Source organism: Pseudomonas sp. S1_E05 (assembly GCF_056337105.1).
The window spans coordinates 1394821-1410274 of sequence record NZ_JBFRHM010000001.1 but is presented as its reverse complement, the minus strand read 5'-3'; the positions used below and the strand labels follow the sequence as shown (position 1 = coordinate 1410274).

General features: G+C 60.4%; 14 protein-coding genes, 1 tRNA gene and 1 pseudogene. 4 read left to right on the top strand and 12 right to left on the bottom strand.

Annotated elements, in window-relative coordinates:
- Positions 1–26: 26 nt before the first annotated feature.
- The 9 genes from AB4N33_RS06605 to AB4N33_RS06565 all read right to left on the bottom strand — a co-directional run bounded on the left by AB4N33_RS06605 (position 27) and on the right by AB4N33_RS06565 (position 8515).
- Positions 27–302: a DUF971 domain-containing protein gene (locus tag AB4N33_RS06605; protein WP_460124670.1), complete on the bottom strand. Its 276-nt coding sequence runs from the start codon at positions 300–302 to the stop codon at positions 27–29.
- The gene (locus tag AB4N33_RS06600) at positions 299–1261 is read right to left on the bottom strand and encodes a HEAT repeat domain-containing protein (protein ID WP_476456766.1); all 963 of its coding nucleotides are present in this window, start codon (positions 1259–1261) and stop codon (positions 299–301) included. Before AB4N33_RS06600 ends, AB4N33_RS06605 begins: the two co-directional genes overlap by 4 nt.
- Entirely contained in the window at positions 1258–2106 is an 849-nt protein-coding gene (locus AB4N33_RS06595; RefSeq protein WP_476456765.1) for an ABC transporter ATP-binding protein, read from the bottom strand. The genes AB4N33_RS06600 and AB4N33_RS06595 overlap by 4 nt, the downstream gene beginning before the upstream one ends.
- On the bottom strand, positions 2106–2888 hold the full coding sequence (locus AB4N33_RS06590) for an ABC transporter permease (RefSeq protein ID WP_460124665.1): 783 nt from the start codon (positions 2886–2888) through the stop codon (positions 2106–2108). Before AB4N33_RS06590 ends, AB4N33_RS06595 begins: the two co-directional genes overlap by 1 nt.
- Before the next feature lie 140 nt (positions 2889–3028).
- Positions 3029–4435 (bottom strand): ABC transporter substrate-binding protein, encoded by a 1407-nt coding sequence (locus AB4N33_RS06585; protein WP_476456764.1) that lies wholly within the window; start codon positions 4433–4435, stop codon positions 3029–3031.
- Between the two features lie 212 nt (positions 4436–4647).
- Complete coding sequence (locus AB4N33_RS06580; protein WP_008060065.1) at positions 4648–4893, bottom strand: 4Fe-4S dicluster domain-containing protein; 246 nt, start codon at positions 4891–4893, stop codon at positions 4648–4650.
- A gap of 25 nt (positions 4894–4918) precedes the next feature.
- Positions 4919–6661, bottom strand: a complete 1743-nt coding sequence (locus AB4N33_RS06575) for a fumarate reductase/succinate dehydrogenase flavoprotein subunit (protein WP_476456763.1) — start codon at positions 6659–6661, stop codon at positions 4919–4921.
- Positions 6658–7410: a GntR family transcriptional regulator gene (locus tag AB4N33_RS06570; protein ID WP_476456762.1), complete on the bottom strand. Its 753-nt coding sequence runs from the start codon at positions 7408–7410 to the stop codon at positions 6658–6660. The genes AB4N33_RS06575 and AB4N33_RS06570 overlap by 4 nt, the downstream gene beginning before the upstream one ends.
- Before the next feature lie 217 nt (positions 7411–7627).
- The gene (locus AB4N33_RS06565) at positions 7628–8515 is read right to left on the bottom strand and encodes a Dyp-type peroxidase (protein ID WP_460141670.1); all 888 of its coding nucleotides are present in this window, start codon (positions 8513–8515) and stop codon (positions 7628–7630) included.
- Between the two features lie 163 nt (positions 8516–8678).
- Between AB4N33_RS06565 and AB4N33_RS06560 the strand changes: the two genes are divergently transcribed.
- The gene (locus AB4N33_RS06560) at positions 8679–10304 is read left to right on the top strand and encodes an NADP-dependent glyceraldehyde-3-phosphate dehydrogenase (RefSeq protein WP_460141669.1); all 1626 of its coding nucleotides are present in this window, start codon (positions 8679–8681) and stop codon (positions 10302–10304) included.
- Between the two features lie 67 nt (positions 10305–10371).
- Positions 10372–11391, top strand: coding sequence for an FUSC family protein (locus AB4N33_RS06555; protein ID WP_476458787.1), 1020 nt, complete (start codon positions 10372–10374; stop codon positions 11389–11391).
- A 2-nt stretch (positions 11392–11393) separates the two neighbouring features.
- Here AB4N33_RS06555 and AB4N33_RS06550 read toward each other — a convergent pair whose 3' ends face one another.
- On the bottom strand, positions 11394–12287 hold the full coding sequence (locus AB4N33_RS06550) for a DMT family transporter (RefSeq protein ID WP_476456761.1): 894 nt from the start codon (positions 12285–12287) through the stop codon (positions 11394–11396).
- A gap of 135 nt (positions 12288–12422) precedes the next feature.
- Between AB4N33_RS06550 and AB4N33_RS06545 the strand changes: the two genes are divergently transcribed.
- Positions 12423–12860, top strand: a complete 438-nt coding sequence (locus tag AB4N33_RS06545) for an Lrp/AsnC family transcriptional regulator (RefSeq protein ID WP_460124645.1) — start codon at positions 12423–12425, stop codon at positions 12858–12860.
- A gap of 68 nt (positions 12861–12928) precedes the next feature.
- Here the strand turns inward: AB4N33_RS06545 and AB4N33_RS06540 are convergent, their stop codons facing one another.
- The gene (locus AB4N33_RS06540; RefSeq protein ID WP_064677351.1) at positions 12929–13600 is read right to left on the bottom strand and encodes a Bax inhibitor-1/YccA family protein; all 672 of its coding nucleotides are present in this window, start codon (positions 13598–13600) and stop codon (positions 12929–12931) included.
- Positions 13601–13723: 123 nt separating this feature from the next.
- Here AB4N33_RS06540 and AB4N33_RS06535 point away from each other — a divergent pair.
- Positions 13724–13811 (top strand) — tRNA-Ser (locus AB4N33_RS06535).
- Positions 13812–14231: 420 nt separating this feature from the next.
- Here AB4N33_RS06535 and AB4N33_RS06530 read toward each other — a convergent pair.
- Positions 14232–15403 (bottom strand): annotated as a pseudogene (locus AB4N33_RS06530) (IS3 family transposase).
- Positions 15404–15454 lie beyond the last annotated feature (51 nt).

Here is a 15454-nt window from a genome sequence, read left to right as displayed (position 1 = left end):
TCAGTCGAGTCAATACGGACGGTGGATCAGGTCAGATCCGCCAGGTACGCCCACGGATAAATCCCACGCTCATGACCATCACTGAACACCAACTGCAGGCCATACCCCTGCGGATTCAACTCAACCACCCGCACACGCTCATCCACCATCGGCGGCGTGCCGCGCAAGCGGAATGCCCGGCACTGTGAGCATGGGCACTGGCGACGCAGGTCGGCGTGCGCCAGCAGCTGTTCGCGTCCATCCGGCCAGCTCAGGCGCAACTGTTGGCGGCTTGTCGAATTGCCGATCGCCGAGGGGGTCATTGCAATTGACTCAGGGCAATGCGCACGGCCTTGCGCACTTCGGGGTCGCCATCGTCCTGGGCGGCCTGCAAAGCGGCGATGGCGCCTTTATCGTTAAGCTCACCGAGGGCCAGCGCGGCTTCCTTACGCAGATTGCTGATGCGATGACCAAGGGTTTCGATCAACGCGTCCAGTGCCGCAGCGAATCGCAGACGGCCAAGGCTGCGGGTTGCGCGCAAGCGTACTTGCCAGTAATCGTCGGTCAGCGCCGCGATCAATGCCGGGCCGGCATCGCTGTGGCCGACCTTGCCCAGGGTGGTCGCGGCCTCTTCGCGCACTTGCCAGGCCTGATCCTGCAAGGCCTGGCGCAATGCGGGCAGCACCTGTGCATCAGACGCCAGCCCCAGCGCCCCGGTGGCGGCGCGGCGCACTTCGGTGTCCGGGTCAGCGCTGGCCAGTCGAGCCAGCGCCGGCACTGCATCGAGTTGCTTGAGCCAGCCCAGCACGCCAACCGCCTCGCGTCGGACGCTGGCATCCTCGTCGTTCAATGCCACCGCCGCCGCTGGCGCCGCCTCGGCGAAGCGCAATTCGCGCAGTGCACGGAACGCGGCGACGCGCACACTGACGTCGGCATGCCCGGTCCAGGGCAGAATCACCCGTCCTGCCGCCTCGCTCTTGAGCAAGCTCAAGCTCTGCGCGGCGGCGGCCTGTACCGCCGGCGCCGGATCGGTCAGGGCCTGGCATAACGCCTCGACCACCGGCTCATCCTCCCAGGCTTCGAGCAAGCGTGCGGCTTCGGCGCGGACTTCCTCGGTCGGGTCTTCGGCCAGTCGATTGACCAGCCACAGCAAACCGTCGGGTTCCTCAAGGTCAGCCAGTTCGATCAGGGCAATGCGGCGCACACCGGGGTCGGCATCGGTCAGGCGCGGTTGCAGGGCAAGAATGTCGTCGTTGTCGGTTACATCGAATAGAGAAGTCATAGGGCAAATCGCGGCAGTTTGTGTTCAAGGGGAAGGCCAAGCGGGTTCAGGCGTGGTAACTGCCGACCCTCCTGGTGGTGCAGCAGTTCGAGGCAATGACGCTTGAGGCGCGAGAACTCGTGGCTGGTCACCAGTTCGGTGGTACGGGGCCTTTGAAAGTCCAGGCGCAAGTCTTCGATGATCCGCCCCGGACGCGAACTCATCACCAGCAGGCGGTCAGCAAGGAACAGCGCTTCGTCGATGTCATGGGTCACGAACACCACGGTGGTACGAATCTGTGTCCAAATCTTCAGCAGCAGTTGCTGCATGTTCAAACGGGTCAGTGCATCGAGCGCGCCAAACGGCTCATCCATCAGCAACAGGCGCGGACGGTTGACCAGCACCCGGGCAATCTCCACCCGTTGCTGCATGCCGCCGGAGAGCTGGTCCGGCCAGCGCTCGGCAAATCCTTCAAGGCCCACCAGGGCGAGGATGTCATCGGCCGCCCGGCGCCGTTCGGCCTTGCCGATGCCGCGCATTTTCAGGCCGAACGCCACGTTGTCGCGCACGGTGCGCCAAGGGAACAGCGTGTGCTGCTGGAACACCATGCCGCGCTGCGGTGAAGGGGTCGACACGTCGGCACCGTCGACCTTGAGGCTGCCGACCCGTGGTTGCAGATGCCCGGCCAGTGCGCCGAGCAACGTGGACTTGCCACAACCGGACGGCCCGAGAATGCACACGAACTGCCCCGGTTCGATCTGGCAATCAAGGCCCTGCACCGCTTCGAACGCGGCACGGCCCTCACCGAGGCTGATCGACAAACCGCGAATGTCGATACGCCCTTCAGGTTGTTCAAATAGGCTCATCAGGCTTTTCCTCGTGGTCGATGCCAAGGCGTGAACAACCCGCCCAGGCGTTTGATCAGCAGACTGCTGCCCATCCCGAGTACGCCAATCAGCAACATGCCGACCACGATGTCGGGGTAGTTCTGGATGGTGTAGGACTCCCAGGTGTAATAACCGATGCCGAACTGGCCGGAGATCATTTCCGCAGTCACGAGGCAAAACCACGACGTGCCCATGCCAATGGCCAGGCCCGTGATGATGCTCGGCGCGGCACCCGGCAGGATCACTTCGCGCAACATCGCCCAGCGCCCTGCCCCCAGGCTTTTCGCCGAGGCGATCAGACGCGGGTCGACGCCTTCCACGCCGTGCACGGTGTTGAGCAGGATCGGGAACAAGGCACCAGTGAAGGTGATGAACACCATCGACAGTTCCGACGACGGGAACATCAGGATCGCCAGCGGAATCCATGCCACGGCCGGAATCGGACGCAGCACCTCCAAAGGTGGCAGCAACAGGTCTTCGGCCCACTTCGAACGACCGATGGCCAGGCCCAGGCCGATACCGATGACCAGCGCCGCGAGGTAACCGGCGAATACGCGGCTGAGGCTGCTGCCCAGATGCTGGGCGAGCTTGCCGGAGTCACCCAGGCCCAGCGCCGCTTCGACGACGGACCAGGGTGTGGGCACGTTGGCGAAGGTGACCAGGCCAAGGTTCCAGTGATGGCTGGCGGCGAGCTGCCAGAACAGCAGGCAGAGCAATAAGGAGGCGGCCCTGGGGAGCCAGCGTTTGAGTGATCTGAACACGGCATGTCCTCTGAACACAGCCCCCTGTAGGAGCGAGCATGCTCGCGATGGACGTCAACGATAACGCTGGCTGCCTGGCGCCCAGCGGTGCCCTTGAGACCATCGCGAGCATGCTCGCTCCTACAGGGAAGGGTCGTTGGTTAACGGGTCGCCACGGCCTGCGTGGTCGCGTCGGTGAAGTCGAACACCTTGCCACCCTGGGCCGTGGCGAATTGCTGGGCCTGGCCCTTGAGCAGGAACGCGCTCAGGCGGCCTTTGGCATCACTGGCAAACCACGCCTGATCGGCCAGCAGCTTGATCCCGCTGTCACTCGCCTGGGCATACACCGCGCGGATGTTCTTGCCTTCCTGCTTGAGGCTGGCCAACGCGGTGAACGCCGATTCCGCCGAAGCGTATTGACGGACTTTCGGCTCGCCGCGCACCCAGATCTCGGCCACATGCTTGAAGTCGGTGATGGGTTTGCCGCTGGCGGCATCCAGGGCCTTGAGCGGGGTCTGGGCGTAGTTGGCCAACTGCGCGTTGTAGTCCAGGTTCGCTGCCTTGAATGCGGCGCGGATGTATTGATCGTCGATAAAAGTGTTCAGGTCCAGGCCGCGATCAGCCTTCTTCAACAGCTTGAGGGTATCGATCGCGGTGCCGACGGCCTGACGGTATTCAGGCTTCCAGCTCAGGTCGCGGGTCTGCACACCAAGCGGGCCGTGGAACAGGTAGTTGACCTCGGCATCGACACCCGTGACCTTGGCAATCAGCTCGCTGTACTTCTCTGGCTCATCGGCCAGCAACTGATTGGCCTCGATGCTGGCGCGCAGGTAGGCGACGACGATCTCCGGGTACTTTTTGGCGTAGGCCTGATCCACCAGTGCGCCATGGAAAGTTGGCGCGTTGGCTTGGGAGCCGTCGAAGATCTTGCGGGCAAAACCCCGGCTGGTGAACAGTTCGGCAAAGGGCACGAAGTCGGCATGAGCATCGATCTTGCCAGCCTGCAATGCGGAGCCCGCCACTTCCGGCGCCTGGGCGATAATGTTGACGTCTTTGAGTGGGTCCCATCCCTGATCCGCTACGGCCCGCAGCAACATGCCATGGGCTGTCGAGGCGAATGGCACGGAAAGGGTCTTGCCCTTCAACTCCGCCAGTGACTGCACGCTCGAGGCGCTGGGCACGACGATGCCATTGCCGCTGCCTTTGATGCTGCCCGACAGCACGTTGATGAACAGGCTGTGCTTGCCTGCGGTTTCGAATGCGACGCCATTGAAGGAGCCAGGAAAGTCGGCCATGGCGCCAAAGTCGAGTTTGCCGGCGACCATCTCATTGGTCAGTGGCGCGCCGCTGGTGAAGTTTTTCCAGACCACGTCGTACTTGGCGTCCTTGTACGGGCCGTCGTGGGGCAGGTATTTGTCCAGCAGGCCGAGTTCACGAATCAACAGGCCGCCGGCGGCGCAGTTGATGGTGGTGTCCTGGGTGCCGATGGCAATGCGGATGGTTTCGGCCGAAGCCGACAGGGTGAACGAAGCCAGTACCAGACCGGCGAATGCTGCGCGCAATAACATGGGTGTGTCCCCTCGAATCATTTTAAGTGTTCGTCTCCGCCACGATCAGGGCGTGGTGGGAAACGAGGGGTGTTTTTCAAGCATGCGTCCCGGGGGTGGCCGGGTGGCGGTTTCTCGGGTGTCTGGACGGGCCTCATCGCGGGCAAGCCCGCTTCCACAGTTGATCGCATGCCCCTGTGGGAGCGGGCTTGCCCGCGATGGCGCCCTGTCAATCACCGCAGCAGGTAGGGGATATCCACTTTCACCGCCCCCGTCGGGCAGTCCTTCTCGCACGGCATGCAATACCAGCACTCATCGAACGCCATGTAGGCTTTCTGGGTGGCCGGGTTGATCGCCAGCAAGTCCATCGGGCAAACGTCGACGCACACGGTGCAGCCTTTGTGGGCGATGCACAGGTCTTCGTCGACCGTGACCGGTGCATTGGAGCGGAAGAAGATTTCCTGGGGTTGATAGGCCATTTCACGGTCTCTCTTTTGATGGGGCTCAGGCCGCAAAGGCACCGACGCGAAGGCGGTCATAGGCCTGCATTTCCTCGGCATCCAGCGGGATGATGTAGGGCTCGACGGCTTTCTTGAAACTGCTCATCTGACCGTGTTCATCCTTTTTCAGATGGCAATGGCAGAACCAGTCGCTGTCGTTGCGCTGCGGGTGATCGACCCGATAGTGGTAAAGCCCCCAGCGACTTTCCGCGCGAAACAAAGAGGCACGGGCGGCCATTTCGGCGCAGTCGCGGATCATGCTGACTTCCATGGCGCGCATCAGTTCGTGGGCGTTGTGCGCCTTGATCTGGTCAAGGTCACGCTGGATGTCACTGAAGCGTTGCAGGCCGATCTGCATCTTCTTGGTGACCTTCGGCGGTTGCAGATAATCGTTCACGAAACGGCGCAGCTTGTATTCGACCTGGGCCGGCGGCAGGCCATGCTCTCGATCCAGCGGTGCGTAGACCCTTTGTTTTTCCGCCTCGACCTGCGCGGCGTCGACCGCAGAAAACTCGCGACCGGCCACAAAGTCCGCCGCGTTGTGGCCGGCAAACCAGCCATAGGTGAACGCACCCAGCATGTAATTGTGCGGCACCGCGGCCATGTCCCCGGCCGAGTACAACCCCTTGACCGACGTCTCTGCCTTCTCGTTGACCCACACCCCGGACGCCGAATGGCCGCTGCAAAAACCGATTTCAGAAATGTGCATCTCGACCATCTGCGTACGATAATCAGTGCCGCGATTGGCGTGGAACTGGCCACGACTGGGTCGCTCGTTACTGTGCAGGATCTCCTCGATGTTCTGGATGGTTTCCTCGGCCAGGTGGTCGAGTTTGAGGAACACCGGGCCGTTGCCGCTTTCGAGTTCCTGGTGGAACTCCCACATCATCTGGCCGCTCCAGTAATCGCACTCGATGAAGCGCTCGCCCTTGTTGTTGGCGGTGTAGCCGCCCAGGGGACCGGTCACGTAGGCGCACGCCGGGCCGTTGTAATCCTTGATCAGCGGGTTGATCTGGAAGCATTCCAGGTTCGCCAGTTCTGCCCCGGCGTGATAGGCCATGGCGTATCCATCGCCGGCATTGGTCGGGTTTTCGTAGGTGCCCATCAGGTAACCCGAGGACGGCAGCCCCAGGCGCCCGGCTGCACCGCAGGCGAGGATCACGGCCTTGGCCTTGATCACATGGAAATCGGCAGTGCGGCAGTCGAAGCCCATCACGCCGTTGACCGCGCCCTCCTCGTCCTTGAGCAACCGGGTGCACACCAGGCGATTGGTGATGCTGACCCGCGCCCGCTTCAACTGGCGGTACAGGACTTTCTTGATGTCGTGACCTTCGGGCATTGGCAGCACATAGGCACCCATGTGGTGGACTTTCTTGACCGCATAGTCGCCGGTCTCGTCCTTCTCGAACTTCACGCCCCAGCGATCCAGTTGCTCGATGGTTTCGAAGCTGTGCGTGGCGTAGGCATACACCGCCGCCTGGTTGACGATGCCGTCGTTGGCGATGGTGATTTCCTTGGTGTACTGCTCAGGCGTGGAATGACCGGGAATGATGGCGTTGTTCAAGCCGTCCATGCCCATGCTGATCGCGCCGCTGCGCTTGACGTTGGCCTTGTCGATCAACAAAACACGCAGGTCGCGGTTGCGTTCCTTGGCCTTGATCGCCGCCATGGGCCCGGCCGTGCCGCCACCGATCACGACGATGTCGTATTCCTGTTCCAGGGTCGCTCTTGTCACGGAATGGGTCATGCCTGGTCCCCTTTGTGCCGGTCGATACGCAGGCGGTACTGGAAGGCATCGCCGCGGTAGTAGAGGTGTTCGAAGTCCACGGGCTGGCCGCTGGCGTCATGGGTCAGGCGTTCGATGCGCATGATCGGCGAGCCCGCTTCAACGCCCAGCGCCTGGGTCAGGTCGCTGTCGGCGAGCACGGCGTCGATTGCCAGGTCAGCGTGACCGAGCGCCAGACCGCAGTCGTTCTCCAGGATCAGGAAAATGTCGCGGGTGACCAGATCAGCCTTCTCCAGTCGCTCGCCAATGGCCTTGGGCAAGTAGGTGATTTCCAGCGAAATCGGCTCGCGGTTGATCAGGCGCACTCGCTTGACCTGCGCCACGATCTCGCCCTCGGCCACCTGTAAACGCTCGGCCACCAACTTGTCGGCGGCGATGAATTTGAAACTGCGCAGGCGGTTGATGACCTCGTAGCCCCGACCGGTCATGGATTCGGCTAGGCCTTGCAAGGTGCTGACGTTCTGAAAGGTTTTCGGCTTGGCGACGAAGGTGCCCTTGCCGTGGATCTTGAAGATCAACCCTTCCTTCTGCAGATCACCCAGCGCTTGGCGCACGGTGATGCGGCTGACCTTAAACAAGGCACCCAACTCACTTTCGGAAGGCATCTGGCTGTCCTGCGGGTACTCGCCGTCGAGAATGCGAGCACGCAGCACGTACCGTAGCTGGGTGTGCAGCGGAACACTGCTGAGGGATAGAACGTTATCGGTCATGGGCTGATCACTTGTTATAACGAGTTATAACGTGATCTTATGGTTCTAATGACCGTGGTGAGAAATACCGTTTGAGAATAAGGTTAGAGCGGTGTTGTTCGACCTGTAGGAGCGAGCTTGCTCGCGATGGCGGCCCCGGCACCGCGGGGTGTCAGATTGCCAGCGTCATCATTGACGATCATCGCGAGCATGCTCGCTCCTACAGGGGATCTGAGTGTCAGTGAAGGTTTAATGCACTCAGGTTCAGGCGCCCATCCTTGAGCGGCGGACACCAGTAATACCCGCCCGTGATCGGGCGGCTGATGCGATACAGGCCGTCGGTGATGCCGTCTTCCAGACCGCTCATGCGCCGCAGTTGCGCTTCGAACGCATCCAGGGAGAAGCCGAACGCCAGGAACATCAGGCCCGCACGATCGCCTTCGATCCATGGCATCGAGCGGCGCACCACGAACGCTTCGGGGGCGAAGCTTTCCTGGGCGGTGCGTTTGACGTGAGCGGAGACCGGTGCGTCGTCGATCTCTTCGTTGTCGGCCAGGCGACGACCCATGATGTTGTCTTTCTCATCCGATGGCAGTGCATGGAAACCTTTCAGATCATGCTGCCACTGCTGAATCGCCGCGAAGCTGCCGCCCACCAGGCCTTCACCGCCCACGCTCGCCAGTCCGGCAGCCACCGCCGCTTCGTCGTGAGGGTTTTCGGTGCCATCTTCGTAGCCCGTCAGGTCGTGGCCGGTGAGGTGGCGAAACGTCTCGTTCATTTGCACCAGGCGCAGCGCCGGTGCCAGCGCCGCTTCGATGGCGGTGCTGCGATTGAGCAACTCGCCGCGGTCGACGCCATGCAACCAGCACCACAGCGCGTGTTGGGTCGAAGGGTTGTCGACACCCACACCGGTCAACGCCGGGAATGGCCGCAGGCCTTCGATCTGGCCGTGCAACGCCTTGACCAGGGATTCACCGAAACCGACCACCGCCGACTTGCCGTCCACCAGTTGCATCAATTTGTCGAGCGCAGCCGGCACTGCATCGACCGATTCCAACGCGAAGAACATATGACGGGCCTGAGGTGGAACGGGGGTGGCGAGAATGCCCGGCTGGTAGTAACTCATATGAACTCCTTAAGAATGAACGGCAAGTTTACTCGCAGCACCCGTGGTTGTGGGCGATCGCGGCAAAAGATCGCGGCAACATGACATCCAGGCTTAAAAAGTCTGACCAATAAGGCGTATAACCTCTGAAGTGAAATTGAACGGCCTCACATGGAGTAAAAACATGACCACAGAACATATCCTTGGCAACCTGTTTCCCGACTCCAGCGACATTCCGGAAAAGTACCGACTCAGCGGCCCGACCGAGCAGCGCGAATACCTGGTCGATGGCCAGCTCAAGACGTGGTCGGGCGCCCTCGCCCAGGTGCGCAGCCCGGTGTACCTCACTGGCGAGAACGGCGATGAACAAGTGATTCTGGGCAGTACCCCGCTGCTCGATGCCGACACAGCACTGACCGCCCTCGACGCCGCCGTGCGCGCCTATGACCGTGGCCAGGGCCTATGGCCAACCATGCGTGTGGCCGAGCGCATCCAGCATGTCGAAACCTTCCTCGCCCGCATGCGCGAACAGCGCGACGCCGTGGTCAAGTTGCTGATGTGGGAAATCGGCAAGAACCTCAAGGACTCGGAAAAGGAATTCGACCGCACCTGCGACTACATCGTCGACACCATCAACGCGCTGAAAGAACTCGACCGCCGCTCCAGCCGCTTCGAGCTGGAACAGGACACCCTCGGCCAGATCCGCCGTGTGCCGCTGGGCGTGGCCCTGTGCATGGGCCCTTACAACTACCCGCTGAACGAAACCTTCACCACGCTGATTCCAGCATTGATCATGGGCAACACCGTGGTCTTCAAGCCGGCCAAGCTCGGCGTGCTGCTCATTCGGCCGCTGCTGGAAGCCTTCCGCGACAGCTTCCCGGCCGGGGTGATCAACGTGATCTACGGCAGCGGTCGCGAAACCGTCAGCGCCCTGATGGCCAGCGGCAAGATCGACATATTCGCGTTCATCGGCACCAACAAGGCCGCCAGCGACCTGAAAAAACTGCACCCCAAACCGCACCGCCTGCGCGCCGCCCTGGGCCTGGATGCGAAGAACCCCGGCATCGTGCTGCCGGAGGTAGACCTGGACAACGCCGTGAGCGAGGCCGTCACCGGCTCGTTGTCGTTCAATGGCCAGCGTTGCACCGCGCTGAAAATCCTCTTCGTCCATGAAGACGTGGTCGAGTCATTCATCGAAAAATTCAACGCCAAACTCGCCACCCTCAAACCCGGCATGCCCTGGGAGAGTGGCGTGGCCCTGACGCCGTTGCCGGAGGCGAGCAAGGTCGATTACCTGCACGGGCTGGTGGCCGATGCCATCGACAAGGGCGCCCGCGTGGTCAATCCAAACGGTGGCGAGTCACGCGCGTCATTTTTCTACCCGGCGGTGCTGTACCCGGTGACGCCGCAGATGCGCGTCTACCAGGAAGAACAGTTCGGCCCGGTGGTGCCGATCGTGCCGTACAGGCATCTGGACACGGTGATCGACTACGTCCTAGAGTCGGACTTCGGCCAGCAATTGAGTATCTTCGGCACCAACCCGGTGGCGGTCGGCCGGCTGGTGGACACCTTCGCCAACCAGGTCGGACGGATCAACCTCAACGCTCAGTGCCAGCGCGGTCCGGACACCTACCCCTTCAACGGGCGCAAGAACTCGGCCGAGGGCACATTGTCGGTACATGATGCGTTGCGCGTGTTCTCGATCCGTACGCTGGTGGCGACCAAGTTCCAGGAGAACAACAAGGAACTGATCAGCGACATCATCAGCGGGCGCAACTCCAGCTTCCTGACCACCGATTATATTTTCTGAGGAGCACAACCTGAGTACGCCCATAACCCAACGACTGCCACCTTTGGTGCGCCGGGTATTGCGTCCGCTGCTGGACCCGTACCGGCGCTACCGCCATGCCAAATTGATCCACGCGGTGCGCGTGTCGCTGGGGTTGTTGGCGACGATCCTGCTGACCACCGGCATCAACCTTCCCCACGGCGAGTGGGCGTCGGTGACCATGCTGGTGGTGATTGGCGGCTTGCAGCACCACGGCAACATCGGCAAGAAGGCGGCTGAGCGCGCGATCGGCACCCTGCTCGGCGCGTCGATCGGCCTGCTGCTGGTGGTGCAACAGGCCTGGCTCGGCCTGCCGTGGCTGACCTATTTCGCCATGGCGGTGATTTGCGGTTTTTTCTCCTACCACGCCATCGGCAAGGGCGGATACACGGCGCTGTTGGCGGCAATCACCGTGTTCATCGTCGCCGGGCATGGCGACAATCCGGTCTCCGATGGCTTGTGGCGCGGGGTGGACATCTTGATCGGCATAGGCCTGGCCCTGGCGTTTTCCTTCGCCCTGCCCCTGTATGCGGTTTATTCCTGGCGCTACAACCTGGCCGATGCCCTGCGCGATTGCGCGACGATCTATGGGCGCATCATCAATGGCCAACCCGTCACCGATGACGAGCACGTGAGGCTCATGAATCGCTTGAACGTGGTGATGGTGCAATTGCGTTCGCTGATGCCCTCGGTGTCCAAGGAAGTGAAGATTTCCATGAATGAGCTCGACGCCATCCAGCGTCACTTGCGCCTGTGTGTCAGCACGCTAGAGATCCTCGCCAACACCCGACCCGATGCCAACGACCCGAACGCCATGGCCCATCTGCAAACGGCGCTGAAAGCGGAGCATCGACTAATCCGCGTGCAACTGGTCGGCATGGCCCGGGCACTGAAATCCGGGGCCTTCCAGCGTTTGTCTCGTCCGATTGAGCCGCCGGCGGACGCGAGCCTGGATACGCAGGTCGATCATCCGCTGGACGGCTACCGCTTGCTGAGCCGTCAGATGGCCAACAATATCGGCGAGATGCGCCAACGCCTGGCCAAGACTGCGCCGCGCTGGAGCATCTGATGTCATGACGTAACGGTGCGGCGAAACTTCAGGCTCCAACCTTGCTGCATACCGGCAGCGGCCAGCAGGATTGCCGCCACCCCGATCCATTGCAGCATTTGCAGTTGATGACCGAAGGCAAACCAGTCGACGAAAATCGCCGCAATCGGGTAGATGAACGACAACGCGCCGGTCAGTGCAGTCGGCAGCTTCTGGATCGCGCCGTATAGCAGCACATACATCACGCCGGTGTGCACAATGCCGAGGGTTACCAGGCTGGCCCATGCGCTTGGTGCTTGCGGCAACGCGGAGAAATGCGCGAACGGCGCCAGCAACAACACGCCAGTGCTGACTTGGACCAGGGCAATCAAGTGCGGCGGCGTGCCGGTCAGGCGCTTGATGATCAAGGCAGCAATCGCGTAAAGGAACGCCGCGCCCAACGCCAGGGCAATGCCCACCAGGTAATCACTGCCGGCCTCGCCCTGCTGGCTGTGGGCACTGACGATCGCCAGCATCCCCAGAAACGAAACGCCCAGCCAGGTCAGCTTCTGCAGGGTAATTTTTTCGTTCAAAAACAGCGCCGCCAATCCCACCAGCATGAACGGCTGGACGTTGTACACCGCCGTGCCGATGGCAATCGAGGCGCGTGAGTAGGAAGCGAACAACAACACCCAGTTACCTACAATCGCCACCCCGCTGAGCACCGCCAGCAGGAGCGTGGTGCGGGTCAGAATGCCCGGACGCAGGAAGCCGAATGCCGCGCAGATGAGCAACAAGGTGCCGGCGCCGAACAGGCAACGCCAGAACACCACATCCAGCACCGGCTGGCCGGATACCAGCACAAACCAGCCAATAGTCCCGGAGATCAGCATGGCGGCGGTCATTTCGAATGATCCGCGACGTAGGTTGTTGTCCATCATCAGGCTCCTGTGTGTGAGCCCAAAGTATGCCGATTGGGCGCAGGGCTTCTCCAGAGCAAAAAGAAGGCTAAAATCTGGCTCTGCCTTTCTTATGAAGGCTATTTCGATTAATTGCCTTACAGGAATTGAGACATGACCGACGACATCGACCAAGTGCTGATTGCGGCCCTCATGGAAGACTCACGGCGCTCGCTCAAGGCCTTGGCAAGCATCAGCGGTCTATCTTCGCCCAGCGTTGCCGAGCGTTTACGACGCCTTGAAGAACGTGGCGTGCTCAAGGGCTATACCGTGGAGATCGACCCTAAATGCTTCGGCTATCAACTCCAGGCCATCGTGCGCATCCGCCCCCTGCCCGGACAGTTGCACGAAGTGGAGCGGCAGATTCAGGCCATACCCGAGTTCACCGAGTGCGACAAGGTCACCGGCGACGACTGCTTTATCGCTCGCCTGCACGTGCGCTCGATGGAACAACTGGACACCCTCCTCGACCGCCTCAACAGCCACGCCGAAACCAATACCGCCATCGTCAAGAAAACACCGGTCAAACGGCGCTTGCCACCGATGGCGTGAGTTCCGGTGTGAATCGCAGACAAGAAAAAACCCGCTGCGAAGCGGGTTTCTTCATTCATGGACGATGATCAATCGTCGCGGCTCATGATGCCGAAGATCTGCAACAGGCTGATGAACAGGTTGTAGATCGATACATACAGGCTGATGGTCGCCATGATGTAGTTACGCTCGCCGCCGTGAATGATGGCACTGGTCTGGAACAGAATGCAGACCGACGAGAACAGCACGAAACCTGCGCTGATCGCCAGTTGCAGGCCGCTGATCTGGAAGAAGAAGCTCGCGACCACAGCGCCCAGCAACACGAAGAAACCAGCAGTGATGAAACCACTGAGGAAGCTCATGTCCTTGCGGGAAATCAGCACGTAGGCGGACAGACCGCCAAATACCAGTGCCGTCATCGCAAATGCCGAGCTGACCACTTCCGCGCCGCCCTGCATGCCCAGGTAACGGTTGAGGATCGGGCCGAGCAGGAAACCCATGAAACCGGTCAGGGCAAACGCCGACACCAGGCCCCACGCGGAATCACGGAGTTTGTTGGTGAGGAAGAAAAGGCCGTAGAAGCCGATCAGCACCACGAAAATATTCGGGTAGCCAACACGCATCTGCTGTGCGACATACGCCATCACACCGCTGAAAGCGAGGGTCAGGGCCAGCAAGCCGTAAGTGTTGCGCAGGACGCGGCTAACCTCTAGCTGCTCAGCCTGCACGCTGTTATTAACTGCGTAATCCTGTTCGCGCATGGCGACACTCCTGTTGGTTTGAAACGTTCAGTCGCAAAGATCATAACAGACGCTCTGTAACAAGCTATGGAGAGAGTTTGACAGTGTGTTTCATTCAGGTATTATGGCGCCCGCAACAGATCTGGAGGTGTGGCCGAGTGGTTTAAGGCAACGGTCTTGAAAACCGTCGACTGTAACAGGTCCATGAGTTCGAATCCCATCGCCTCCGCCATATTTGCACCTAAAGGCCCCATTTTATGGGGCCTTTTTTGCTTTCTGGGCTTTCTGTTCCCCCATCTGTTCCCCCACTTTGAATTTCTGCCGCAATGATCGGTTGTGGACCCTGAAAAGGTGGACTGCCGCCTCCTAATAGCACAGGGTTTGAAAATCATAATCCGGCCCTCACTTAGCAGAACAGCTGAAATCTGTTTCCAAAGCGTCTTCAGCACTCCCCCATTCGCGACTTTTTGACTACCCGAACGCTCATTAAGGTCAGCTCACAACCAACCTCAGCCTATTGAGACCGGTACTACAGGGCGATTTTTCGATTGCCGAGAATGTCAGATCCTGGCTGAAATCCGCCTGTCGCGAAGGGGCCGCTCTAAGCCAAAAACGCGCAAAATATTCTGATTCAAAGTCCCACGTGTAGTGGTCAACTAATCACGGACACGACGTTAAGTTTTTTCTCGGCCTGAGCTGGGGCCAGTCCGTTGTTGAATTGGTGCGGTCTAATCCAGTTGTACCGATGCATCAGGTAATGACTGATGTCGCGGTGCGCTTCTTGAGCTGTCATGTAGCCCACGGTCGGTATCCATTCAGTTTTCAAGCTGCGAAACACACGCTCCTTCGGCGCATTATCCCAACAGTTTCCGCGACGGCTCATGCTTTGGCGCATGCGGTAACGCCAGAGCCGTTGGCGAAACTGGCGAAACTGGCGACTGCCATATTGGGCGCCCTGATCCGAGTGAAACAGCAGCCCTTGAGGCCTGCCGCGCTGTTCGTAAGCCATGTCCAACGCCTTGATGACCAGATCCGCATCCGGCTTGTTTGACAGCGCCCAACCCACAATTCGGCATGCGTAGAGATCCAGAACGACAGCCAGGTAATGCCATTTCCATTGAACCCAGATGTAAGTGATGCCGCCACACCAGACTTGATTCGGCGCCGGCACATCAAACTCTCGATTCAAGATGTTCGGAATGTCAGGCCGCTCAACCGTCGCCTGTTTGTAGGCATGTGATCCAGGTTGTTTGCTAACCAACTCCAGCTCCCGCATCAGGCCACGCAGCTTGAACCGCCCGATTTGCTCACCGTCTTCCTGCATCATCGACACGATGCTGCGGCTACCGGCAGCGCTTCGCCTTTGCGTAAACAGTTCGTTGACCCGACTGCGCAACCGAAGCCGCTCAACGTCCGGAGTTCGGCGCCTGAGGCGGTGGGAGTAGTAACACGAGCGAGTAATGTCAAAGACTGTGCAAAGCCAATCGACCGGCTCTTGGGCGCTCAGTTGATCAATCAGCGCGTGCGCTCGTGCTGTTCTGACATCAAGAGCGCGGTAGCCTTTTTTAAAATGGATTTCTCCCGTTCAAGGCGAGCGATTCGAGCTTCCAATTCCTAGATTTTCTGCTGCTCAGGCGTCAGCGCCTTACTCTGCGGAGTAACGCCGTTGCGCTCCTGCTGGAGTTGATTAACCCAGCGACGCAACGCGGACTCGACCACCCCAAGCGAGCGGCTGGCTTCGATATGGCTATAGCCTTGATCGAGCACGAGGCCTGCGGCCTCGCGTTTGAATTCAGCGGAAAAGGAACGACGTTGCTTGGTCATCAGACACCTCTATCTGGCGAGCATTCTCGCCTAAATGGGTGTCCGGTTTCA

Coding starts and splice junctions, on each gene's coding strand:
- AB4N33_RS06550 (WP_476456761.1), bottom strand. CDS start 12,287: ATGGACAACAACCTACGTCGCGGATCATTCGAAATGACCGCCGCCATG.
- AB4N33_RS06605 (WP_460124670.1), bottom strand. CDS start 302: ATGACCCCCTCGGCGATCGGCAATTCGACAAGCCGCCAACAGTTGCGC.
- AB4N33_RS06580 (WP_008060065.1), bottom strand. CDS start 4,893: ATGGCCTATCAACCCCAGGAAATCTTCTTCCGCTCCAATGCACCGGTC.
- AB4N33_RS06585 (WP_476456764.1), bottom strand. CDS start 4,435: ATGTTATTGCGCGCAGCATTCGCCGGTCTGGTACTGGCTTCGTTCACC.
- AB4N33_RS06600 (WP_476456766.1), bottom strand. CDS start 1,261: ATGACTTCTCTATTCGATGTAACCGACAACGACGACATTCTTGCCCTG.
- AB4N33_RS06560 (WP_460141669.1), top strand. CDS start 8,679: ATGACCACAGAACATATCCTTGGCAACCTGTTTCCCGACTCCAGCGAC.
- AB4N33_RS06575 (WP_476456763.1), bottom strand. CDS start 6,661: ATGACCCATTCCGTGACAAGAGCGACCCTGGAACAGGAATACGACATC.
- AB4N33_RS06565 (WP_460141670.1), bottom strand. CDS start 8,515: ATGAGTTACTACCAGCCGGGCATTCTCGCCACCCCCGTTCCACCTCAG.
- AB4N33_RS06595 (WP_476456765.1), bottom strand. CDS start 2,106: ATGAGCCTATTTGAACAACCTGAAGGGCGTATCGACATTCGCGGTTTG.
- AB4N33_RS06545 (WP_460124645.1), top strand. CDS start 12,423: ATGACCGACGACATCGACCAAGTGCTGATTGCGGCCCTCATGGAAGAC.
- AB4N33_RS06570 (WP_476456762.1), bottom strand. CDS start 7,410: ATGACCGATAACGTTCTATCCCTCAGCAGTGTTCCGCTGCACACCCAG.
- AB4N33_RS06540 (WP_064677351.1), bottom strand. CDS start 13,600: ATGCGCGAACAGGATTACGCAGTTAATAACAGCGTGCAGGCTGAGCAG.